This window comes from Sporichthya brevicatena, assembly GCF_039525035.1.
Lineage (GTDB): Bacteria > Actinomycetota > Actinomycetes > Sporichthyales > Sporichthyaceae > Sporichthya > Sporichthya brevicatena.
On sequence record NZ_BAAAHE010000040.1, the window covers coordinates 13,221 to 35,764 of the forward strand.

The 22,544-nt window shown below is 71.8% G+C and carries 23 protein-coding genes; 7 read left to right on the forward strand and 16 right to left on the reverse strand.

Features of this window, described 5'->3' with window-relative positions:
• Positions 1–393: 393 nt before the first annotated feature.
• From ABD401_RS19415 to ABD401_RS19425, 3 genes are all read right to left on the reverse strand, one after another.
• Positions 394–1,413 (reverse strand): sulfite exporter TauE/SafE family protein, encoded by a 1,020-nt coding sequence (locus ABD401_RS19415; RefSeq protein ID WP_344607795.1) that lies wholly within the window; start codon positions 1,411–1,413, stop codon positions 394–396.
• 100 nt (positions 1,414–1,513) lie between these two features.
• Complete coding sequence (locus ABD401_RS19420; protein WP_344607797.1) at positions 1,514–1,930, reverse strand: rhodanese-like domain-containing protein; 417 nt, start codon at positions 1,928–1,930, stop codon at positions 1,514–1,516.
• On the reverse strand, positions 1,927–2,445 hold the full coding sequence (locus tag ABD401_RS19425; protein ID WP_344607799.1) for a cysteine dioxygenase: 519 nt from the start codon (positions 2,443–2,445) through the stop codon (positions 1,927–1,929). Before ABD401_RS19425 ends, ABD401_RS19420 begins: the two co-directional genes overlap by 4 nt.
• A gap of 140 nt (positions 2,446–2,585) precedes the next feature.
• On the opposite strand from ABD401_RS19425, the gene lnt reads away from it, so the two are divergent.
• The 3 genes from lnt (at position 2,586) to ABD401_RS19440 (ending at position 5,507) form a co-directional block, all read left to right on the forward strand.
• Positions 2,586–4,100 carry an apolipoprotein N-acyltransferase gene (gene lnt, locus ABD401_RS19430; RefSeq protein WP_344607801.1) on the forward strand — a complete coding sequence of 505 codons (1,515 nt, stop codon included), beginning with the start codon at positions 2,586–2,588 and terminating at the stop codon, positions 4,098–4,100.
• Complete coding sequence (locus tag ABD401_RS19435) at positions 4,097–4,882, forward strand: polyprenol monophosphomannose synthase (RefSeq protein ID WP_344607803.1); 786 nt, start codon at positions 4,097–4,099, stop codon at positions 4,880–4,882. Before lnt ends, ABD401_RS19435 begins: the two co-directional genes overlap by 4 nt.
• A gap of 118 nt (positions 4,883–5,000) precedes the next feature.
• Positions 5,001–5,507 (forward strand): FxsA family protein, encoded by a 507-nt coding sequence (locus tag ABD401_RS19440; RefSeq protein WP_344607805.1) that lies wholly within the window; start codon positions 5,001–5,003, stop codon positions 5,505–5,507.
• 142 nt (positions 5,508–5,649) lie between these two features.
• On the opposite strand, the gene ABD401_RS19445 is transcribed toward ABD401_RS19440, so the two are convergent.
• The 12 genes from ABD401_RS19445 to ABD401_RS19500 form a co-directional block, all read right to left on the reverse strand.
• Complete coding sequence (locus ABD401_RS19445; protein WP_344607807.1) at positions 5,650–6,018, reverse strand: RNA polymerase-binding protein RbpA; 369 nt, start codon at positions 6,016–6,018, stop codon at positions 5,650–5,652.
• Positions 6,019–6,329: 311 nt separating this feature from the next.
• On the reverse strand, positions 6,330–8,015 hold the full coding sequence (locus ABD401_RS19450; RefSeq protein ID WP_344607809.1) for a S49 family peptidase: 1,686 nt from the start codon (positions 8,013–8,015) through the stop codon (positions 6,330–6,332).
• A 10-nt stretch (positions 8,016–8,025) separates the two neighbouring features.
• Positions 8,026–9,090: an ABC transporter ATP-binding protein gene (locus ABD401_RS19455; protein WP_344607811.1), complete on the reverse strand. Its 1,065-nt coding sequence runs from the start codon at positions 9,088–9,090 to the stop codon at positions 8,026–8,028.
• Positions 9,087–9,953: a molybdate ABC transporter permease subunit gene (gene modB, locus ABD401_RS19460; RefSeq protein ID WP_344607813.1), complete on the reverse strand. Its 867-nt coding sequence runs from the start codon at positions 9,951–9,953 to the stop codon at positions 9,087–9,089. The genes ABD401_RS19455 and modB overlap by 4 nt, the downstream gene beginning before the upstream one ends.
• 27 nt (positions 9,954–9,980) lie before the next feature.
• Positions 9,981–10,835 carry a molybdate ABC transporter substrate-binding protein gene (gene modA / locus ABD401_RS19465; protein ID WP_344607815.1) on the reverse strand — a complete coding sequence of 285 codons (855 nt, stop codon included), beginning with the start codon at positions 10,833–10,835 and terminating at the stop codon, positions 9,981–9,983.
• A 51-nt stretch (positions 10,836–10,886) separates the two neighbouring features.
• Entirely contained in the window at positions 10,887–11,474 is a 588-nt protein-coding gene (locus tag ABD401_RS19470) for a hypothetical protein (RefSeq protein ID WP_344607817.1), read from the reverse strand.
• 50 nt (positions 11,475–11,524) lie between these two features.
• Positions 11,525–11,926 carry a TOBE domain-containing protein gene (locus tag ABD401_RS19475; RefSeq protein ID WP_344607819.1) on the reverse strand — a complete coding sequence of 134 codons (402 nt, stop codon included), beginning with the start codon at positions 11,924–11,926 and terminating at the stop codon, positions 11,525–11,527.
• Positions 11,927–11,983: 57 nt separating this feature from the next.
• Complete coding sequence (locus tag ABD401_RS19480; RefSeq protein ID WP_344607821.1) at positions 11,984–14,188, reverse strand: MMPL family transporter; 2,205 nt, start codon at positions 14,186–14,188, stop codon at positions 11,984–11,986.
• A 129-nt stretch (positions 14,189–14,317) separates the two neighbouring features.
• On the reverse strand, positions 14,318–15,082 hold the full coding sequence (locus ABD401_RS19485) for a maleylpyruvate isomerase family mycothiol-dependent enzyme (RefSeq protein ID WP_344607823.1): 765 nt from the start codon (positions 15,080–15,082) through the stop codon (positions 14,318–14,320).
• Between the two features lie 13 nt (positions 15,083–15,095).
• Positions 15,096–15,920: a mycofactocin-coupled SDR family oxidoreductase gene (locus ABD401_RS19490; RefSeq protein WP_344607825.1), complete on the reverse strand. Its 825-nt coding sequence runs from the start codon at positions 15,918–15,920 to the stop codon at positions 15,096–15,098.
• A gap of 10 nt (positions 15,921–15,930) precedes the next feature.
• Positions 15,931–17,403, reverse strand: coding sequence for a protein adenylyltransferase SelO (locus ABD401_RS19495; RefSeq protein WP_344607827.1), 1,473 nt, complete (start codon positions 17,401–17,403; stop codon positions 15,931–15,933).
• A 28-nt stretch (positions 17,404–17,431) separates the two neighbouring features.
• A complete protein-coding gene (locus tag ABD401_RS19500) occupies positions 17,432–17,719 on the reverse strand; it encodes a hypothetical protein (protein WP_344607829.1) in 288 nt (95 codons plus the stop codon).
• Between the two features lie 84 nt (positions 17,720–17,803).
• Here ABD401_RS19500 and ABD401_RS19505 point away from each other — a divergent pair, with 84 nt between their 5' ends.
• From ABD401_RS19505 to ABD401_RS19520, 4 genes are read left to right on the forward strand one after another with little or no spacing between them, the layout of a single operon-like run.
• Positions 17,804–18,301, forward strand: a complete 498-nt coding sequence (locus ABD401_RS19505) for a MarR family winged helix-turn-helix transcriptional regulator (RefSeq protein ID WP_344607831.1) — start codon at positions 17,804–17,806, stop codon at positions 18,299–18,301.
• Between the two features lie 28 nt (positions 18,302–18,329).
• On the forward strand, positions 18,330–18,791 hold the full coding sequence (locus ABD401_RS19510) for a helix-turn-helix transcriptional regulator (RefSeq protein ID WP_344607833.1): 462 nt from the start codon (positions 18,330–18,332) through the stop codon (positions 18,789–18,791).
• 5 nt (positions 18,792–18,796) lie between these two features.
• Positions 18,797–19,207 (forward strand): VOC family protein, encoded by a 411-nt coding sequence (locus ABD401_RS19515; protein ID WP_344607835.1) that lies wholly within the window; start codon positions 18,797–18,799, stop codon positions 19,205–19,207.
• A gap of 35 nt (positions 19,208–19,242) precedes the next feature.
• The gene (locus tag ABD401_RS19520) at positions 19,243–21,642 is read left to right on the forward strand and encodes an ATP-binding cassette domain-containing protein (RefSeq protein WP_344607837.1); all 2,400 of its coding nucleotides are present in this window, start codon (positions 19,243–19,245) and stop codon (positions 21,640–21,642) included.
• 1 nt (position 21,643) lies between these two features.
• On the opposite strand, the gene ABD401_RS19525 is transcribed toward ABD401_RS19520, so the two are convergent.
• Entirely contained in the window at positions 21,644–22,528 is an 885-nt protein-coding gene (locus ABD401_RS19525; RefSeq protein WP_344607839.1) for an AraC family transcriptional regulator, read from the reverse strand.
• Positions 22,529–22,544 lie beyond the last annotated feature (16 nt).

The window sequence follows — 22,544 nt, forward strand, 5'->3', positions numbered from 1 at the left end:
AGGACGACCAGTGAGGATCGCCGCCGGAACGACGACTCCATGCGCGGGCCGAAAAGGTGGTTGCACCGCCACCGGCGCCAGGTACGCCAGGGTGTTCGGAGATGTCGTGAAGGGGGAACGACCGGCACGGGGTTGGGCCCGAGAGGAGTCTGGAGACCAGTAGACAACGGAGTGCGGGTTCGCAGCCAACGATCACGCGCCCGGTCCGAAGGTTCTCCAGACACCAATCGCGCACGTTCCTGAACCCGACAGTGCGGGGCCGGACCTAACCGTCCGGCCCCGCCGCTGTCTGCACGGCGCGCTCCGCGCGCGAACGCTCGCGCAGCGGCCGCCTCCGCGAAGACCGCCGGGTTCCTCCGGTCGCGTGCTCGCAAGCTCGCGACGCTCTCTCCGTCACCGGCGCCCTTCGCTCCGAGCGGCGGCTTCGCTCGCAGGTGACGGGACGTCACTTCTGGGGGCCTTGGGCTTCCCGCGGCCGGTGAGGGCGCCGAGCCACTCCCGAAGCGCCGCGGCGGGGGTGAGGGGCCCGGGGCGGCGGGTGAGGCCCTGGGTGTGCCGGACCAGCGCCCAGAGCAGGGTGCCGAGGACCAGGGCGGCGGCGAGCCAGCCCAACAGGGCGCCGTTCCCGACGCCGAGCAGCTTGAGTGCCGAGGCGGTCAGCACGATGACCAGCGCCCGCCGGATCACCGCCTGCGAGGCGTGGGACGAGACGCGAGCGCCGACGTAGACGCCGGGGATCGCGCCGAGCAGCACGGAGGAGGCGACCTCGAACTCGAAGTCGCCGAACAGCAGGTGCCCGACGGCGGCCGCGCCGACGAGGGGGACCGCCTGGACCAGGTCCGTGCCGACGATCTCGGCCGCCTTGAGCCCGGGGTACAGGAACAGCAGCGCGACGATGATCAGCGAGCCCGAGCCCACCGACGTCATGCCGACGACGACACCGCCGACCACGCCGATCAGCAGCGTCGGGATCGGGCGGATCACCACCGGTGGCGGGGTGTGGTCCGCGGTGCGGGCCTTGGTCCGGATCGTCTGCAGGGACTTGAGCACGATCCCGGCGGCCGCGAGGAGCAGCGCCCAGCCCAGCGCGTGCTTCACGAACGACTGCAGGTCGGCGTCCTCACCGCCGAGGGCGCGCAGGAGCAGCACGCCGCCGAACGCGGCCGGCACCGAGCCGAGCGCGAGCCAGGTCACGAGCGGGACGTTCACCGTCCCGCGCCGGGCGTGGACCGCGCCGCCGATCGGCTTCATCACCAGCGAGACGACGAGGTCGCTGGACACGGCCGTCAGCGGGTTGACGTTGAAGAAGATGACCAGGACCGGCGTCATCAGCGCGCCGCCGCCCATGCCGGTGAGACCGACGATGAACCCGACGAAGAGACCGGCCAGGGCCATCATCGGGTCGAGGTCCATGACAGCCCCCTCCCCGAATCCCCGCGCCGGCACGCCGAAAAGCCCTGATTGTCACTGAGGTTAGTTCAGTCAGGGTGACGGTCGGGGCAGAACCCGCGGGTCAGGTGTGGGGGAGTCCGGCCGCCTTCCAGGCGGCGAACCCGCCGATGACGTCGGTGGCGCGCAGGCCGAGGTCCTGCAGGCTCGCGGCCGCCAGGCTGGAGGTGTAGCCCTCCGAACAGATGACGACGACGTGCAGGTCGTACGAGGCGATCGGCAGTCGCGCGTCGCTCCGGGGGTCGAAGCGCCACTCGAGCACGTTGCGCTCGACGACCAGGGCGCCGGGCACGGAGCCCTCGACGGCGCGCTGCGCCGCGGGCCGGATGTCGACCAGGACGGCGCCCTCGGCGATCGCGCGGCGAGCCAGCTCGGGGTCGAGGCGGCGCAGGCGACGGCGTGCCGCCGCGAGGATCTCGTCGATCGACCGTGCACCCGGCGGCGCCGTCGGTCCGGCGCTCAGGATGCTGATCGCGCTCACCAGTCCGCCCCCGCCCGCTCGGTCGACAGCGGCACCAGGCGTCCCTCGACGAGCGCGTACCGGGTCATCGACTCCAGCCGCGGCGCGTAGACGTGCAGGCTGACCGCCGGCGCGTCCGCATCGTTGCGGACGCGGTGGACGTGGTCGGACCCGAACGCCCGCAGGTCCCCACCCCGCAGGCGCCGGGTCCGGCCCGGCCGGAACGCCCGCCCCAGGCGTCCGGTGCCCCCCGGCGTCCACTCCGACAGCACTCCACGCAACGGCAGCAGGGCCCCCGCCGAGCCGCCGTGGTCGTGGATGTCGGTGCCCTGGCCCGGTAACCAGGTGAGCAGCCACGCCTCCCAGTCGGCCTCCGCGGCGATCCGGGTGTGCACCCGCGCCGCCGGGTCGAACCGCACCGCGGGCCGCCAGAGTGCCGGCTGGGCCGCGAGTGCGAGAGCGATCCGGGCCGGGCTGCCCGCCGTCGTGATGGTCGAGCGCCCGGCCCGCGGTTCGGAGAGGGTTTGCGTGCTCACTCCTCGACGGTGCCAGCGGAGGCGCCCGAAAACAAGTAACCCGACCGAATAACTTTGGTATGCCGCGTCACGTGACGGCGGGGGAGCAGGGTGCGTTGTACCGTGCAATCCGGTTCCGCGCGGCGCTTGGAGGAGGTCCGGTGCGACCTCGTCTGTCCCTGGCGGTCCTCGCCGGGATCGCGCTCGCGCTCGCGTTCCCGCCGTACGACCTGTGGCCGCTGGCGTTCCCAGCCGTCGCCGCGCTCAGCCTGCTCGTCCGGGACCTGACTCCGAAGCGCGCCGCGGCGGTCGGCTACGTCTACGCGCTCGCGTTCTTCCTGACGTTGATCCGCTGGCTGCACGTCATCGGCTGGGACGCGATGATCGTGCTCTCGCTGCTCGAGTCGGCCTTCTACGCGCCGGCCGCGATCGCGATGGCCTGGAGCTACCGCTACCGCGCCTGGCCGCTGATCCACGCCGGACTCTGGGTGCTCGTCGAGGCCCTGCGTTCGCGCCAACCGCTCGGGGGTTTTCCCTGGGGCAAGCTCGCGTTCGGGGTGGTCGACTCCCCGCTCGCCGCGCTCGCGTCGATCGGCGGCAGTCCGCTCGTCAGCGCCGGCGTCGCCGCCGCCGGGACCGCGCTCGCCGCCGTCGTCCTCGCCGCCCGTTCCGGGCGGGTCCGGCCCGCGGGCGTGCTCGCCGGCGGGACGCTCGCCGGTGTGCTCGCCTGCCTGGCGATCCCGTTGCCGACCTCGGGCGGCTCGAGCGCGACCGTCGCGCTCGTCCAGGGCAACGTGCCGCGCGCCGGCCTCTCGCTCGCGGCGCAGCGCGACGCTGTCATCACCAACCACCTCACGGCCACGCACCAGCTCGCGGCGGACATCCGCGCCGGCAAGGTGCCCGCGCCACAGATGGTCATCTGGCCCGAGAACGCCTCCGACGAGGACCCGTTCCGCGACCCGGACGTCTTCGCGCGCATGAACGACGCCGTCCGCGACGTCGGTGCCGACACCCTCATCGGCACGGTGCTCGACGCCCCGCCTGACCACGTCACCAACACCGCGATCGTCTGGTCGCCCACGTCCGGCCCGGGGCAGCGGTATACCAAGCGCAAGCTGGTGCCGTTCGGCGAGTACATCCCGATGCGCGACCTGATGACGAAGTTCATCGGCCGCCTCGCGCTGATCCCGCGCGACTTCCTGCCGGGAACCGAGTCCGGGGTCCTCGACCTCGGGGGCACGCGCGTCGGGGACGTCATCTGCTTCGAGGTTGCGTTCGACGGTCTGGTCCGCGAGACCGTGCGCGACGGCGGGAAGCTGCTCGTCGTCCAGACCAACAACGCCACCTACGGCCGGACCGGCCAGCCCGAGCAGCAGCTCGCGATCTCGCGTCTGCGCTCGATCGAGCACGGCCGCGCGATGGTGATCGCCGCCACCAGCGGGATCAGTGGCGTCATCCGCGCGGACGGCAGCGTGGAGCACCGCACCCAGGAGTTCACGCAGCGCGTGATCGTCGCCGAGGTGCCGCTGCGCGGGGCGAAGACCCTCGCGACCCGGCTGGGCGCCTGGGTCGAGCTCGCGTTGTGCCTGCCCGTCGGTGTACTGCTCGTCACCGCGTGGCTGCGCCGGTTCCGCGCTCGACGTGCGGGCGACCCGGTTACGGTGGCTTCACCATGAGTGAGCCCGTCCAGCCGTCGGTGCTGGTCATCGTCCCGACCTACAACGAGGCGCCCAACATCGTCGCGGTGACCGCGCGGCTGCGGGAGGCCGTCCCGTACGCGGACGTCCTGATCGCCGACGACAACAGCCCGGACGGCACCGGCGACCTCGCCGACTCCCTCGCCGCGTCCGACTCGCAGGTGCACGTGATGCACCGCGCCGGCAAGGCCGGTCTCGGCGCCGCGTACCTCGCCGGCTTCGCCTGGGGCCTGGACCGCGGCTACGACGTCCTCGTCGAGATGGACGCCGACGGTTCCCACCGGCCCGAGGACCTGCCCCGCCTGCTCGCCGCGCTCAAGGACAACGGCGGCACGGCCGACCTCGTGCTCGGTTCCCGCTGGGTCCCCGGTGGCGCCGTCGTGAACTGGCCCGCGACGCGCAAGCTGATCTCGCGCGGCGGCACCCTCTACGCGAAGCTCGCCCTCGGCATCCCGATCCGCGACGCGACTGGCGGTTTCCGCGCCTTCCGTGCCGACACCCTGCGCGGCCTCGACATGCAGGACGTCGCGTCCCAGGGCTACTGCTTCCAGATCGACCTGGCGTGGCGGGCCGTCCAGCGCGGGTTCACGGTCGTCGAGGTGCCGATCACCTTCGTCGAGCGCGAGCACGGCGTCTCCAAGATGAGCCGCGGCATCGTCACCGAGGCGCTCTGGCGCGTCACGACGTGGGGCGTCGCCCACCGCGTCGCCCGGCTCCGCCGCGGCAACCGCGCCACGCCCACCCCGCCCGCCCGGGTCTGACCCGCGCGCCCTCTCCTGCGGGATGACGTCCCGCAGGGGTGCCCTGTCGGCCCGCGTACGGGCTGACACGGCTGCGCCCGGGACGTCATCCCGCGGGTGGTGGGGGAGGATGGGCGGCATGCCGTTGCTCGTGGTCCTCGCCCTGCTGATCGTGCCGATCGCCGAGATCTACGTGATCGTGCAGGTCGGCCAGGAGATCGGCGCGGGCTGGACGATCCTCCTGCTGATGGGCTCGGCCGTCCTCGGCAGCTGGCTGATCAAGCGCGAGGGCCGACGGGCCTGGCTCGCGCTCCGGGAGAAGGTGAACAGCGGCGGGCTGCCCGCGAAGGAACTCGCCGACGGCGCGCTGATCCTGATCGGCGGCACGCTGCTGCTGGCGCCCGGCTTCCTGTCCGACACCGTCGGGCTCTTCCTCGTCCTGCCGTTCACCCGACCGCTCGCGAGGCGGGGCCTCGTGGTCTTCGCGAAGCGCTACTTCGTCGTCATCCCCGGCGGGCCGACCGGTCCCGGCGGCTTCGGGCCCGGCGGCTTCGGGCCCGGCGGCTTCGGTCCTGGCGGCTTCGGTCCTGGCCGGCGGCCGGACGGCCGCGGGGATGTCATCCCCGGCGAGATCGTCGACGAGTAATCCACATATCCACAGCCGGGGTTGTGGAGAACCGGCGCCAGATGTGGAAAAACCCCACCAAGGGGTGACACCCCCTTGGTGGGGTTGTTTCGCAGGTCTGTTCGGTTGTGCGGTCGCGCGGGTCGGCGCGGGGCGCGTCGGGTCAGGCCGACTTGCGGGTGGCCGGGTGGCCGGGGATCCCACCGGCGCGGAGGACGGCCAGGCGCTCCTCGAGGATCTCTTCGAGCTCCTCGCGCGTCCGGCGCTCCATCAACATGTCCCAGTGGGTGCGGGCCGGCTTGCCCCGCTTGTCGTCCTGCTCGGGGTTGTCGGCACGCAGTGCGACGTTGCCGCAGACACGGCACTCCCAGACCACCGGAACCTCTTCGGCCTCGGCCGAGAAGGGCACCTCGAACGCGTGCCCCTTCGGGCAGGCGTAGCCCACGACCTGGCGCGGGGCCAGCTCGATGTCCCGGTCGGTCTCGTAGCTCGTCGCGCCGAGCCGCGAGCCGCGCAGTGCTCGCTCACTCATGTTCCGCCGCCTCCTGGGCTCCAGGCCCTGTCGTGGCAATCCCCCGGTTGGGAGCTACTCGTACTCACTGGTACGAGCAACGGCCCGATGCTGCTATCAATTCCCGGGAGCCGGTGTACGAAACCGTTTCGCCACCCTCTTGGTACCGCGTCCGGAGGCCGTCCGCCACTGAATTCGGGTCAAAGTTACCAACGCGTAGCGCCTTCCCAGTCCGACCACAGCGTCGCCACAGAAAACGCCACCGAAAGGCGGTATGCGCAGGTCACGGGCCAGCACGCCCCGTCGGCGGGTCTCGTGGGGCCGGGCCGGGATCAGCCCCGCAGCGCGCCGACGTCCAGCGTGAGCGGACCCGCGGCCGGCAGCCCGAGGGCGGTGGCGAGCTCCGCCCAGGAACCCCACCCGGCGGCCGCGACCGAGGTGGCGAAGGACACGGGCCCGAGCGCGGCCGCGGCCCGGGGGTCCTCGCTCGACCGGGGCCGGGCGAAGCGGTTCAGGGGAGACGGGACGGGCAGGGGCCGCGCCGGGGCGTCGGGGGAGAGGCCGGCGAGGGCACGGGCCTGCGCGACGGCCTCCGGCAGCCCGCCGAAGGCGTCGACCAGGCCGCGTTCGCGAGCGTCCGCCCCGGTCCAGACCCGGCCCCGCGCCGCCACCTCGATCTCCTCCGCCGAGAGCCCCCGGGCGGCCGCGACCTTCGCCTTGAAGTCGGCGTAGACCCGGTCCAGCCAGGCCTCGAGCGCGGCGAGCTGGTCGGCGTCGAACCCGACGCGCGGCGACGACATCCGGGCCCGCGCGCCGACGGCGACCGCGTCGTGGTCGATGCCGTGCCGGGTGAGGACGTCGCCCACGACGAGCTTGCCGCCGAACACCCCGATCGAGCCGGTGACGGTCGTGGGCTGCGCGAGGATCCGGTCCGCGCCGATCGCGACGTAGTAGCCGCCCGACGCGGCGACCGCGCCCATGGAGACGACCAGTGGCTTGCCGGCGGCTCGCAGCCCCTGTGAGGTCCGCCAGATCGCGTCCGAGGCGATGTAGGAACCGCCGGGGGAGTCGACGCGCAGGACGACCGCGCCGACGTGCTCGTCGCGCGCCGCGGCCCGTAGGGCCGCGTTCACGGTGTCGGCCCCCGCGGCCGCTCCGAACAGGTTGCGGCCGCTGCGGCCGGACCGGATCGTGCCGACGACGTCGACGACCGCGACGTGGCGCCGGTCCCGGGCGGTGGCGGTGCGGAGCCGGGCGGCCGGGGTCTCGGTGAGGCGGTGCAGGAACCGCAGCTGCGCCCCGGGCAGCCGCGCGGTCAGGGCCGCGTACGCCTCGTCCCGGTAGCCCAGGTGGTCGACCAGCCCGGCGGCGAGGGCGTCCTCCGCCGCGATCGGCGCCCGGTCGACGAGGGTGCGCAGGTCGTCGGCGTCCAGCCCGCGGCGTTCCGCGAGCTCCTCCAGCACCGTGCCCAGGCTCGAGGTCACCAGACGGGTCATCGCCTCGCGGTGGGGCTCGGTGTACCCGCGCTCGGTCACCAGATTCGGCGCGTTCTTGTACTCGCGCCGAGCACCGACCTCGGCCCGCAGCCCGAGCCGGTCGAACAGCTCGCGGAGGAACAGTGCCTCGGCCGCCATCCCGGTGACGCCGACCTCCCCGGTCGGCTGCAGCCAGATCTCCGAGCACCCCGTCGCGATCAGGTAGCCCGACGTCCCGCGACCGAACTCGCCGAACGTCTCCGCCCACGCGACCGTCGGGCGGCCGGAGGCGCCGAACTCGGTGAGGGCGTCGCGCAGTTCCTGGGCGTGCGCCAGGGGGTGCGAGGTGCCGCCGGTGCGGACGATCAGCCCCGCCACCCGCGGGTCCTTCGCCGCGCGATGCAGGTCCGCGAGCACCGTGCGCAGCGCCGGTTGGCCGCGGCCCAGGGCCTTCGCCAGCGGGGCCTGCGGGGGTGGGTCGACGAGCGGGACGTCGAGGTCGAGCTCGAGCAGGAACGACGGGCGGCGACCGGGCAGCGACATGATCGCCACCCTAGGCGGGATAGACCGAGGTCTCCGTCGCTTTCACGGTGGCCCAGACCTGCCGGCCGGGCACGAGGTCGAGGTCCGCCACCGCGCCGGCGGTGACGTCCGCGAGGACGTCCAGCGCGCCCTCCAACCGCAGGCGCACCGCGCCGGCGTGCAGCTCCATGTCGGTGATCTGCGCGGGGAAGACGTTCCGCGGCGTACCCACCGGCCGCTCGGTGAAGACGCTGACCGCGGACGGCGAGAACGCGACGAGCACCTCGACCGGATCGTGCGGCGCGAGGTGGTCCATAACGGCGGAGATCACCGTCCCGTCCGGCAACCGCACGCCCGTGGTGTCGGCGATCCCGCGGTAGAGGTTCAACCCGACGAGTTGCGCGACGTAGTCGGTCTGCGGGTGACGGGCGACCTCGGCGACCGGTCCGCGCTGCACCGCCCGGCCCTCCTCCAGGACGAGGACGTCGGAGGCGAGCACCATCGCGTCGAGCGGGTCGTGGGTGACGAGCACCGTCGCGCCGCCGAAATCGGCCAGGTGCTTGCGGAGGTTCGTGCGGACGTCGAGCCGCGTGCGCGCGTCGAGGGCGGCCAACGGCTCGTCGAGCAGCAGCAGCTTCGGTTCCGGGGCGAGCGCGCGGGCCAGAGCCACCCGCTGCGCCTGGCCGCCGGAGAGCGAACCCGGCTTCTTACGCGCGTGCTCGGTGAGGCCGACGCGCTCGATCCAGGCCGCCGCGCGCTCCCGGGCCTCGGTCTTCCCGACGCCGCGCGTGCGCAGCCCGAAGGCGACGTTGTCGAGTGCGGACAGGTTGGGGAACAGCCGGTAGTCCTGCCAGACGACACCGATCGGCCGGCGCTCCGGTGCGACGTGGACGCCCGGCCCGTCGAGCACGGTGCCGTCGAGGCGGACCTCGCCCTCGTACGGGCGCAGCAGCCCGGTGAGGACGCGCAACGCGGTCGACTTGCCCGCCCCGTTCGGGCCCAGCAGGGCCACGGTCCCACCCGGGGGCACGGTCAGGCCGAGGTCCAGGTGGAAGGTGCCACGGCCGACGCGGAAGTCCGCGGTCAGTCCGGTCATCGCGTCCGTCCCGGCGAGATCCAGTGCTCGCGCAGGCTGGCGAGCACGACGACCGAGATCACCATGAGCACCAGGCTCAGCGCGATCGCGGTGTCCGGGTGACCGGCTTCGAGCTCGCGGTAGACGGCGGAGGGCATGACCATCGTCCGGCCCTCGAGGCTGCCCGCGAAGGTGACCGTCGCGCCGAACTCGCCGAGCGCGCGGGCCCAGCAGAGCACCGCGCCGGCGGCGATACCCGGCATCACCTGAGGGAGCGTCACTCGTCGGAACGCGTACCAGCGGGTGGCTCCGAGCGTGCTGGCCGCCTCGGTGAAACGGGGATCCGCGCCGCGCAGGGCGCCCTCCACGGCGATGATCAGGAACGGCATCGCGACGAACGTCTCGGCGATGATCACCGCGTTCGTGGTGAAGGGGAGCGAGTAGCCGGTCCAGTCGTGGACGTGCTGACCGATCACGCCCCGGCGGCCGAGCGCGGCGAAGAGCGCGACACCACCGACGACCGGTGGCAGCACCAGTGGGACCGTCACCAGTGCGCGCACCAGGCCACGGCCGCGGAACCGGCCGTGCGCGAGCACCACGGCGATCGGCACCCCGAGCAGGAGCGAGAGCAGCGTCGCCATCGACGCCGTGTACATCGACCGGGCGAGCGCGTCGCGCACGATCTCTCGGCCGAGCTGGTCGGGCAGCTCGGTCCACGGCGCGCGCACCATCAGACCGACGAGCGGGATGATCAGGAAGACCAGGCCGATGCCGGCCGGCGCGAGCAGCAGCGGCGGGATCCCGGACCGCTCCCGGGGCGCGCGCGGAGGGCGGGCCCCGCCGCCCACGGGGCCCGCCCTCTCGCTCTCGGTGGAGATGCTCATCGCCCTCGCGATGCTGCCACGCCGTCGCTACGACGCCGGCGAGGCGGAGGGCGACGCGCTCTCCGTCGCCCCGGGAGACTCGAAGCCCGCCGCCTTGAGCACGTCCTGCGCGGCGTCGGTCTGGATGAACTCGACGAACTGGGTTGCCAGGTCCGCGTGCTTGGCGTCCTTCAACGCACTGATCAGGTAGTCGTTGATCGCGAGGTCCGACTCCTCGAAGCTGATGCCTTCGACCTTGCCGGCGGCGGCCGACAGCACGTCGGTGTGATACACGAGCGCCGCGTCGACCTCGCCGGCCTCGACCTTGGTGAGTACGGCCTTCACGTCAGCCTCGCGGGTGTCGGGCTTCGGGGTGATGTTCGCGGCGGCGAACATCTTGTCCGCGGCCGCACCGCACGGGGCGGTGTCGGCGCACAGCGCGATGTCGAGGCCGTCGTCGGCGAAGTCCTCGATGTCGTCGACCTCGCCCGGGTTGCCCGCGGGCACCGCGATCTCGAGCCGGTTCTTCACGAACGTCACGGCTTCACCGGCACCGTTGCCGGCGTCGGTGACGGTCGTCATCGTGGCGGGGGATGCGGAGGCGAACACGTCCGCGGGTGCGCCCTCGTTGATCTGGGTCGCGAGTGTGCCGCTGGACCCGAAGTTGAAACGCACCGTCACCCCGGGGTGGTCGGACTCGAACTTCTTGCCGAGCTCCGTGAAGGCCCCGGTGAGCGAGGCCGCGGCGAACACCATCAGCTCGCGGCGCTCGGCGGCGGGCGTGCTCGAACCCGACGGCACGAGCGCATCGTCGTCGTCGTTGGAGCACGCGGCGAGGGGCAGGGCCAGGGCGAGAGCGGCGACGACGGCGCAGCTGCGCCGAAACCGCGGAGAGCGGGACATGGAGGTCTCCAGAGTTCGCAGGTCCAGGTGGGGCGGCGATGTGAGGCGGCGTCAGTGGTGTTCGTGGCCGGGGGTGTCGCGCAGGACCCGGCCCGCCTTGCCGTGAGCCATCTCCGGGCTCAGGCGGAGCAGTGAGATCGAAGCGACGTCGTAGACCTGGCGCGCACCGTGGGCGTCGCTGGGCAGGACGATGCGGGGACGCGTCAGCTTCTTGCCGTCCTCGGTCAGTGCGACGATCGCCCGCTTGTTCGCGAGCTCCGGGTCGATCTCGCCCCAGGCGATCGCGGAGAGGAACCCGTCGGTGGCCTGCACGAGGATCGCGTAGCGGAGCGGGTCGTGCCGGTCGGAGCTGAAGTTCGGCTCGACCGCGCGCAGGACGTCGAGCAGCAGCGGTCCGGTGTACCGATGCGTCTGGGGCCCGCCGCTGGTCCGGTAGGTCATCCGGACCGCGCGTTGGTCGAACCGGGCCAGAGCCGCCCGGCTGATCGGGCCGCGGTCGCCCACGGCGCCCGTCACGGTGACGCCCTTGAGTTCGGCCGTCGAGCTGCCGGGGGAGTCGACGCTCGCGCTGCCGGGTGCCGCGGCGAACATGCCCACGGCAAGGACGCAGGCCACCACGACGGGGAGTGCTCGGGACATGGGGGAGCTCCAGCGGCTCGGTCCGGACCGTGCCGGCCCGGAGGTCGGGGTCAGTCGGCGTCGGCGAGCTCGACGATCACGTTGGTCGACTTGACCATCGCGATCGCGAGGACACCCGGTTCGAGGCCGAGGTCGTCGGCGGCCTCGCGGCTCATCAGCGAGACGATCCGGTAGGGCCCGCACTGCATCTCGACCTGGGCCATCACGGTGTCGCGAACGACGTGGGTCACGATCCCGCGCATGCTGTTGCGGGCCGACGTGGTGACGGTCCGTTCGGGGTCGGGGTTCTCCGCCAGGGAGCGCGCGAACGCGGCGAGAGCGGCCCCGTCCACGGTCCGGTGTCCGTTGGCCTCGCGGGAGGCGGGCAGGCGGCCGCTGTCGGTCCAGCGGCGCACGGTGTCGGTGCTGACCCCCATCAGGTCAGCGACCTCGCTGATGCGAAACGTCGTCACGACCCCAGTATGGCAGATGCGAGGTATGTCTGGCGAGAGAGCCAGCCCCTGCCAAGCTCAGGCGGGAGGCCACCCCGTCGTGGTGGGGACCAACTCCGGCTCCTCCGGGGGAGGGGCAACCGGGAGGGTCTTGCCCGGCCGCGGGTGCGGTTCGAGGCGGAGCGGCTTGGCGATCCAGGCCGGGAGCCACCAGTTCCAGTCCCCGAACAGTGACACCAGGGCCGGCACGAGCACGGCGCGGACGATCGTCGCGTCGAGCAGGATGCCGATGCCGAGGCCGGTGGCGAGCACCTTGATCTCGGTGCCGGGGGAGGCCGCGAGGGCGACGAAGGCGAGGAACAGGATCAGCGCCGCGCCGGTGACGAGCCGTCCGGTCCGGGCCAGGCCCTCGATGACCGCGGTGTCCGTGTGCCCGGTCCGGTCGTACTCCTCCCGCATCCGGGCGAGGATGAACACCTCGTAGTCCATCGAGAGGCCGAAGAGGAACGCGAAGATCACCAGCGGCACCCAGAACGTGATCGCCCCGGTCGCCTCGATGTCGAAGATCTGCTCCGAGCCGTGGCCGTGCTGCCAGAACAGGACGGTCGCGCCGAACGTCGCGGCCACCGAGAAGATGTTCAGCACCACCGCCTTGAGCGGCAGCAGGATCGAGCGGAACGTCCGCACCAGCAGGATGAACGTCACCAGCGCGATCAGCGCCAGGCTGTACGGGAAGTTCTTGTAGACGGCGTCGATGTAGTCCTGGATCGTCGGGCCCGAACCGGAGAGGCCGACGACGCCGGGGATGTCCGCGAAGTTGGCCGCGAGCCGGTCGACGATGCCGGCCTCCGTCGTGTCGACGGTCTCGGCCGTGGGGATGACGTCGACGAGCACCGAGTCGCCGGTACGCCACTGCTCGTTCGCCGGGGCGAACGCGGCGTAGACGCCCGGGGTCGCCTCGGCGGCCGCGACCACCTTGCCGGCGGACTCGTTCGCCTCCGGCCCGGTGATCAGCACCTCGATGGGGGAGACCACACCGGGGGCGACACCGCCGGCGTGCAGCGTCCGCAGGGCCTCATAGGCCGTGCCCCCGTTGGCCAGCGACTCGGTCCGGGCCTGCCCGATCTTGATGCCGAAGATCGGCGCGGTCAGCAACGCCAGGGCGAGGGTCGCGAGACCGGCGGCGAGCCACCGGGAGCGCACGATGCCACGGGCCCAGGCCGACCAGCCGCGGGACGGCTTGTCCTCGTGCCGGATCTTCGGCCAGTCGACGCGCGGCCCGATGCCGCCGAGGACGGCGGGCAGCAGCGTGCAGACCACGAGCGTGCTGATCAGCGGGATGAGCATGCCGCCGATGCCCATGCTCCGCAGCAGCGGCACGGGGATGACGAGCAGTGCGCACAGGCTGATCGCAACCGTGCCGGCGCTCGCGACCACGGCGTGGCCGGCGTACTTCATCGCGATGACGACGGCGTCGTGGTTGTCCCGGCCGTGAGCTCGTTCCTCACGCCATCGGTTGACGACGAGCAGGGAGTAGTCGATCGCGACCCCGAGGCCGACGAGTGCGATCAGGAACTGCACGACGAAGCTGACGTCCATCACGTAGGTCGCGAGCAGCACGACCAGGAACGTGGTGAGGATCGAGACGGCGGCGATCAGCAGCGGGATGAACGCCAGCAGACTGGCGAACAGGAACAGCAGGACGGCCAGGGCACCGAGGCCACCGATCATCGTCTCGATGAACAGGCTCGACTCGCCCTCCTCGTCGCCTTCGCCCTCGGACAGCTTTCCGTAGCCGGTGGTCGCCCAGTCGATGTCGGTGTTCTCCATCGCCTCGTCGAGGGGCGGCTGGAGGTCCTCCCACGGGGCGTAGTCGAAGGAGGTGAACTCCTCCGGGTACACGTAGGCGAACATCGTCCGCCGGTCCTCGGTGAGGAACAGGTCCTCGTCGGCGGAGAAGTAGTCGGCGATCCGGCCGCCCGGAATGATCTCGCCGAGCTTCGCGAGGACGGGTTCGATGTCCGCGGCGCGATCGGGGATCGACTGCCCCTCCGGCACCGTCGCCGTCACGATGATGGGGGTGTTCGAGGTTGGCCCGCCGTTGCCGAACCGCTCGAGCACGTCCTTCGACGTCTCGTAGCCCTGCTGGCCGGGCAGCGAGAAGTCGATGTTCAGCCGGTCCGGGACCTTGGCCGCCGTCATGCCGCCGATCACGAACATCAGCGCCCAGGCCAGGATGACGAGCCGCCGGTGCAGCAGCACGAAATGAGCGAGGCGTTCCACGAGTCCCCCCAAGGACGACGTGACGACGGTAGAGGAGCGGTGTCGAGGATGGCGGCACGACGCTCTTCGTCGCATCCGGGTTTTCCCGGATTCCTCCCCGCAGCGTGTCCCGCAACCCGTCCCGGACGGTCAGGCGAAGGTGCGAACCAGGTCAAGCACGGCGGCGGCGTCCGGCCCGGTCGCGATCAGGCCGCTCTCGTCTCCGGGGATTCGCCGCGCCGCCACCTGACAGAACGTCATGGCGTCGCCGGTGACCGTGGTCACGGGGTCGCCGTCGGAGAAGGTCCAGGTCCCGCCCTCCGGGGTGGTCAGGACGACCGCCACCGGTCCGACCAGCGCCTGCCCGGCCTGGCTGAACGCGTAGGGGATCGTCCGCCAGGCCAGCCGGGCGATGTGCCACATCCGCTCGCTGAACGGCTGCTCGACCCCGGCAGCGGGTGTGATGTCCCCGGTGTGGATCCAGCACTCGGCGAGGCGCGTGGTCGCGAGGGTGCGCGCCGGAAGCCGGCCGACCACCCAGGGCAGCGCCTCCTTGGGGTCCAGCCCGGCCAGGGTCGTCACCAGCGCGTCGGCGGTGTCCGACCACCGGGCGAGGAGGTCGGCGGGGGAGGCGCCGCGCTGAGCCTGCACGGCGCGGTCGGCGAGTGCGTCCATCGACTGCTCGCCGGCGTGCAGGGCGTCCAGGTCCCAGCCCGCCGCCCGGGCCGCGCCGTCGATGTCGCCCCGCGCGCTGCCGACCGCGACCTCGTCCGACTGGGCCAGGTGCAGCACGACGTCGGCGACGGACCAACCCGCACATCGCGACGGCGCGTCCCACTGGTCGGCCCGCAGGCCGCCCAGGACGGCGCGCAGCTCCGCGTGCTGGGCGGCGAGGTCGGTCGTGATCTGTTCCATCGAACCTCCGCACTCAGGGAACGGCGAAGCCCGCGTCGACGGGGAGCGAGACGCCGGTGACGTACTTGGCCTCGTCGGAGACCAGCCAGGCGACCGCGCCCGCGATGTCCTCGGGCTGAAGGATCGTCACGTTCAGCAGGTTCCCGACGTCGGCCCCGCTCTCGGGCGGCGGCTTGTCGGCGAACAACGCGGCCATCGTGTCGTTGAGGACCATGGGCGTGGCCACGCCGCTGGGGTGGATCGTGTTGACGCGGATCGCGTGGGGCGCGAGCCACCGGGCCCAGGCGCGCATCAGCCCGACCTGACCGTGCTTGGCGGCGGTGTAGCCGTCGGCGGTGCCGTTGCCGCCGCCGGTCCTCCCGGACAGGCCCATCACGGAGCTGATCAACACGATCGCACCGCCGTTGCCGGCCTCGATCATCGCCGGCGCGGCCGCGTGGACCGTGTTCCAGACACCGGTCAGGTTGACCGCGATCTGATCGGTGAACGCCTGCGGGTCGCCGATGTCCCAGGCCGGCAGCGCGATGCCCGCGTTCGCGACGACGATGTCGAGCCGGCCGAACTCGGCCACCCCCTGCGCCACCGCCGCCTTCATCGCCTCGACGTCGCGGACGTCGGCGGTGAGGCCGAGTGCGCGCCGGTCGGCCCGCTCGACGCCGGCCACCGTCTCGGCGAGTTCCGCCGGTGTGCCGAGCGGGTACCCGACACTCGGGATGTCCGCGCAGATGTCGAGGGCGAGGACGTCGGCGCCGTCCGCGGCCAGCCGGAGGGCGTGGGCGCGACCCATGCCGCGAGCCGCGCCGGTGATCAGAGCGACCTTGCCGTCCAGTCGTGCCATGCGGTGGAGCTTAGGTCCCGCAGAAGGTGACGTACTTCCCGCCGTTCGGGTCGGGCGCGGCGTACTCCTCGGCGCCCGGCTGCTCGGTGAACGGGTCGCGGACGATCTCGACCAGTTGCGTCACCGGGGCGAGATCGCCGCGCGTCGCCGCGGTGAGCGCCTCCTCGACCTTGTGGTTGCGCGGGATGTAGATCGGGTTGACGCGGTCCATCGCGTCGGCGTCGGGTTGCCGGGCGAGCCACCGCTCGGCCCAGGCGTCGAACGCGTCGCGGGCGAGGAACGCGTCCCGGGCTGGGGCGGGGTTGCCGCGTGCCGCCGAACTGAGCGACCGCCAGAACGAGGTCCAGTCGACGTGCTCCGTCGCCATCAGCTCGAGGAGGTCCTGAACCAGTTGGCCGTCCGCCTCCGGGTCCGACTCGGTCAGCCCCAGCTTCGCCAGGACTCCGGCCCGCCAGGCGTGGGCGAACCGGTCCGCGAACGTGTCGAGCACCGGCACCACGAGGTTGACGGCCTCGTCGGTGTCGCCGCCGAGCAGGGGGAGCAGGGCCTCGGCGAACCGGGAGAGGTTCCACAGGGTGATCGGAGGCTGGTTGGCGTACGCGTAGCGACCGCCCGAGTCGATCGAGGAGAACACGGTGCCGGGGTCGAAGGCGTCCAGAAACGCGCAAGGCCCGTAGTCGATCGTCTCGCCGGAGATCGTGACGTTGTCCGTGTTCATCACGCCGTGCACGAACCCGAGGCACATCCAGCGGGCGACCAGCTCGGCCTGACGCGTCGTCACGGCGTCGAGCAGCGCCACGTACGGCTGCTCGGCCTGCGCCGCCTCCGGGTGGTGACGGGCGATCGCGTAGTCGGCGAGCCGCTGCAGCACCGTCTCGTCCCGCTTCGCGACGGTCAGGGCGGAGGCGTACTGGAAGCTGCCGACGCGCAGGTGGCTCGCGGCGATGCGGACGAGGACCGCACCGGGGAGCGCGCCCTCCTCGCGGTAGATCTGCTCGCCGGTGCCGAGGACCGCCAGCGCGCGGGTGGTCGGGACGCCGAGGGCGTGCATCGCCTCGCCGATCACGTACTCGCGCAGCATCGGGCCGACGGCCGCCTTGCCGTCGCCGCCCCGGGAGAACGGGGTGCGGCCGGACCCCTTCAGGTGCACGTCGCGCCGGTCGCCGCGGACATCGGTGAGTTCACCGAGCAACAGGGCGCGCCCGTCGCCGAGCCGGGGGGAGTACCCGCCGAACTGGTGGCCGGCGTAGCCCTGCGCGATCGGCGTCGCCCCGTCGGGCAGTTCCGCGCCGAGGAAGAAGCGCACGCCTGCGGGGCTGCGCAGCCACTGCGGGTCGAGCCCGAGCTCGCGGGCGAGGTCGTCGTTCAACGCCAGCAGCGACGGCGACGGGAACTCCGCGGCCTGCCAGGCGACGTAGAGGCCCTCGAGGTCCCGCGCGAACGAGTTCTCGAGCCGGATGTCGGGCGCCGCGACGGAAGTCATGGGCCGAGGCTACGTCCGCGGAGGGGACTCAGCGGTTACGGCCGGCGTAGCGCTCCTCACGGCGGCGGGCCAGCAGCGCGAGCGGGTCGTTGTGCGGGTTCAGCTGGGGCGGGCCCCAGATGGTGAATACCCCGCGCTTGATCCGGTAGGAGATCCGCCACGGGATGTCCTCGTACCAGCGGGGCTGGTACGTGCCCGGCGCGAGCTGGCGGGCGCTGATCACCGCCGCCTTCGGCTCCTTCTTCACGATCGGAGCCGTGCGGTTGTCCTGGTAGAGCGCGTTGCTCTTCCCGTGCTCGTCAGCGTCGTTCGCCATGGCTACATAGTACTCTAATGATTAGTGCCCTAACAAAATGGGGTGCATCACAGCCGACCCGGTCGACGAGGCCGCAGGGGAGACATGACGACGCACGCGCCCGAGGGAGTGAACGGGACGGTCGACCGGGCCGACATCGACCTGGGGGAGAACCCGCTCGCGCTGGATCGGCAGGTCTGCTTCGCCCTGGCGGTGGCGTCGCGGTCGGTGATCGGCATCTACCGTCCGCTGCTCGAACCCCTCGGCCTGACGCACCCGCAGTACCTGGTGATGCTCGCGCTCTGGGACCGGGAGCCCCGGACAGTGAAGGACATCGGCGCGACGCTGCGGCTGGAGCCGGCGACGCTCTCTCCGATGCTCAAGCGGCTGGAGTCGCTCGGCTACATCAGCCGCCGCCGGAACACGGAGGACGAACGAGCCCTGTCCGTCGAGCTGACGGCCACCGGACGGGCGCTGCGCGCCGAGGCGGAGAAGATCCCCTACGCGGTCGTACGCCGCCTCGGGGTCGGCGTGGAGGACCTGATGGCGCTGCACGCCGCGCTCGGCCAGGTCATCACCGCGGCCGAACGAATCCCCGACTGAGCCAGGTTCGCGCCGTACGATCCCGCAGGTGAGCACGCCCGCCGAGGAGCAGCGACTGCGGGACCTCGTGCTGCTCCGCAAGGTCCGCGACCGGATGGATCGGGAGTACGCCCGTCCGCTGAACGTCGAGGAGCTGGCCCGCGGCGTCCACATGTCCGCCGGGCACCTGAGCCGTGAGTTCAAGCGGGCCTACGGGGAGTCTCCGTACTCGTATCTGATGACGCGCCGGATCGAACGGGCGATGACGCTGCTCCGGCTCACGGACCGCAGCGTCACCGACATCTGCTTCGCGGTGGGGTGCTCGTCCCTCGGCACGTTCAGCACCCGGTTCACCGAACTGGTGGGGGTGCCGCCGAGCGTCTACCGGCGGGACAGCGCGCCGGCGGCGGACGCCATGCCGCCCTGCGTCGCACGTACGGTCACCCGGCCGGTCCGCGTCAGGCCGGTCAGGAATCAAGAAGCACCCACGGGGGAGTCGCGGACAGCATGAGTGCCATGGACATCACCATCTGCGCCACCTTCCTCCCGCACAACGACGCCGACGCCGCACTGGCGTTCTACCGCGACCTGCTGGGCTTCGAGCTCCGCAACGACGTGGGCTACGAGGGCCTGCGCTGGCTCACCGTCGGCCCGCCCAACCAGCCCGAGGTCAACATCGTCCTGCACCCGCCCGGCGCGGACCCGGGCGTCACCGACGAGGAGCGCCGGGTCATCGCCGAGATGATGGCGAAGGGGACCTACGGCGCGATCATGTTCGCGACGAAGGACCTCGACGGCGTCTTCGCCAAGCTCGAGGCCGGGGGTGCCGACATCATGCAGGAGCCCATCGAGCAGGCCTGGGGCTCGCGTGACTGTGCCGTCCGCGACCCCGCGGGCAACACGGTCCGCATCCAGCAGATCGGCTGACCGAACGACGACGTCCAGGAAGGCGACCACCCCGTATGGCTCGACCGGCCGCACCGCACCCCGCCGACTCGCACGACCGGATCCGCGTCCACGGCGCACGGGTGAACAACCTCAAGGACGTCAGCGTCGAGATCCCGAAACGCCGGCTGACGGTGTTCACCGGCGTCTCGGGCTCGGGCAAGTCCTCGCTGGTCTTCGGCACGATCGCGGCCGAGTCGCAGCGGATGATCAACGAGACCTACTCGGCCTTCGTGCAGGGCTTCATGCCGGCGATGGCCCGGCCGGACGTCGACGTCCTCGACGGTCTGACCACGGCGATTCTCGTCGACCAGGAGCGGATGGGCGCCAACGCCCGCTCCACCGTCGGCACCGTCACCGACGCGAACGCGATGCTGCGCATCCTGTTCAGCCGGCTGGGGCGGCCGCACGTCGGCTCGCCGCAGGCCTTCTCGTTCAACGTCGCCTCGGTCAGCGGGGCCGGTGCCGTCACGCTGGAGAAGGGCGGTCGGCAGGTCAAGGAACGCCGTTCGTTCTCGATCACCGGCGGCATGTGCCCGCGCTGCGAGGGCATGGGCAAGGTCTCCGACTTCGACCTCGCGGCGCTCTACGACGAGAACAAGTCGATCAACGACGGTGCCATCACGATCCCCGGCTACTCCATGGAGGGCTGGTACGGACGCATCTTCAACGGCTGCGGGTTCTTCGACTGCGACAAGCCGATCAAGAAGTTCACGAAGAAGGAGCTCGACGCCCTCCTGTACAAGGAGGCGACCAAGATCAAGGTCGAGGGCATCAACCTCACCTACCTCGGCCTGATCCCGCAGATCCAGAAGTCCTTCCTGTCCAAGGACGTCGAGGCGATGCAGCCGCACATCCGGGCGTTCGTCGAACGCGCGGTCGTGTTCACGACCTGCCCGGAGTGCGACGGCACGCGGCTCGCGGAGCATGCGCGGCGCTCGAAGATCAAGGACGTCAGCATCGCCGACGCGTGCGCGATGCAGATCTCCGACCTCGCCGAGTGGGTCCGCGGGCTGGACGAGCCGTCGGTCAAACCGCTGCTCGACAACATCCAGCACACGCTCGACTCCTTCGTCGAGATCGGTCTGGGTTACCTCTCGCTCGACCGTCCCTCCGGGACGTTGTCCGGGGGAGAGGCACAGCGGACCAAGATGATCCGTCACCTCGGCTCGTCGCTGACCGACGTCACCTACGTGTTCGACGAGCCGACGATCGGTCTGCACCCGCACGACATCGCCCGGATGAACGACCTGCTGCTGCAGCTGAGGGACAAGGGCAACACCGTGCTCGTCGTCGAGCACAAGCCCGAGGCCATCGCGATCGCCGACCACATCGTCGACCTCGGCCCCGGCGCCGGTTCCGACGGTGGGGAAGTGGTCTACGAGGGCGACCTCGCCGGGCTGCGGCGCTCGGGCACCCTGACGGGTCGTCATCTGGACGACCGCGCCGCGTTGAAGGAGACGGTCCGTGAGCGGACCGGGGTCCTGGAGGTCCGCGGGGCCGACCTGCACAACCTGCAGAAGGTCGACGTGGACATCCCGCTCGGGGTGCTCGTCGTGGTGACCGGTGTGGCGGGGTCGGGCAAGAGTTCGCTGATCCACGGTTCGGTCGCCGGTCGCGACGGCGTCGTCGCGATCGACCAGGGGGCGATCAAGGGCTCCCGACGCAGCAACCCGGCCACCTACACGGGTCTGCTGGAGCCGATCCGCAAGGCGTTCGCGAAGGCGAACGGCGTGAAGCCGGCGCTGTTCAGCCCGAACTCGGAAGGTGCGTGCCCGACGTGCAACGGCGCGGGCGTGATCTTTCACGACCTGGGCGTGATGGCGCCGGTCTCGACGGTGTGCGAGCAGTGCGAGGGCAAGCGGTTCGACGCCTCGGTGCTCGACTACACCTTCGGTGGCAAGGACATCAGCGAGGTCCTCGCGATGTCGGTCGCGGACGCCGAGGCGTTCTTCGCCGACGGCGACGCGAGGACGCCCGCCGCGCATGCGATCCTCGCGCGGATGAAGGACGTCGGGCTCGGTTACCTGACACTGGGTCAGCCCCTGACGACGTTGTCCGGGGGAGAGCGGCAGCGGCTCAAGCTCGCCACGCACCTGGGGGAGAAGGGCGGCGTCTACATCCTCGACGAGCCGACGACCGGCCTGCACCTCGCGGACGTCGAGAACCTGCTCGCGCTGCTGGACCGGATCGTGGACTCGGGCAAGTCGGTTCTCGTCATCGAGCACCACCAGGCGGTGATGGCGCACGCGGACTGGATCATCGACCTCGGCCCGGGCGCCGGCCACGACGGGGGCCGCGTCGTCTTCGAGGGCACGCCGGCCGACCTGGTCGCCGCGCGATCGACACTGACCGGGGAGCACCTCGCCGAGTACGTCGGGGCGCCGGCTCCGGCGAGGAAACCGCGTAAGCGCTGAGTCAGATACCCGCCGCCGTCCGCCAGCGGCCGGGCGCCAGACCGTGGTGGGCGCGGAACCGCCGACTGAAGTACGTGGGGTCGGTGTATCCGACCTGCGCGGCGACGGCCTCGACGGTCAGGTCCGTCTCCAGGAGGAGTTCCCGGGCTGCCGCCATGCGGCGTTCGTGGATCCAGTCCAGAACGGTGCGCCCGGTCCGTTGGCGAACGAGCGTCGTCAGGTACGTCGGGGTCAGGGCGACGGCGGCCGCGACGTCGGACGTGCTCAGCGGCTCCGCGTACCTGGCGTCGATGAGTTCGAAGACCTGCGCGAGCACCGTCTCGCCCTGGTGGCGCAGACCGGCGGCGTGGGGAGCAGCGAAGCGAGCGAGGTCGATCAGCGTCACGTGGAGCAGCGCGGAGAGGACCTCCTCCCAGCCGTCGATGCGCTCGGCGTGCTCGCGCTCCATCTCGCGCATCCGTGCGACCCATTCGTCGTGCCGGTCCGGCGGCACCCGCAGGTGCGCGTGTCGGGGGCCCCGGCCGGCGCGGACGAACGGCGTGAGCAGGGGATTGGACCACCACAGCCGGCCGGTCGTCCGCGCCCGGTTGGAGGCGGTCGCGTCCACCGTGATGACCGACGCGGCGTCGAACTCGATCGCCCAGCCGCGTGCGCCCGCGATTCCGCTCGCGTCGTGGACGACCCCGGGCGTCACGAGCAGCACGTCGCCGGCGGCGACGTCGAAGGCCACGTCGCCGAGTCGGTCCACGCCGGAGCCCTCGGCGTAGAACATCAGCTCGAGGTTTCCGTGCCGGTGCGGGCCCAGCAGAACGCGATGGTGCGTCGCGTCGAAGGGGAGTACCCGTACCCCAGGATCCCCCGTCCCCGTGTGACGGGCCGTCAGCAACGGGAGCTCCGGGCCG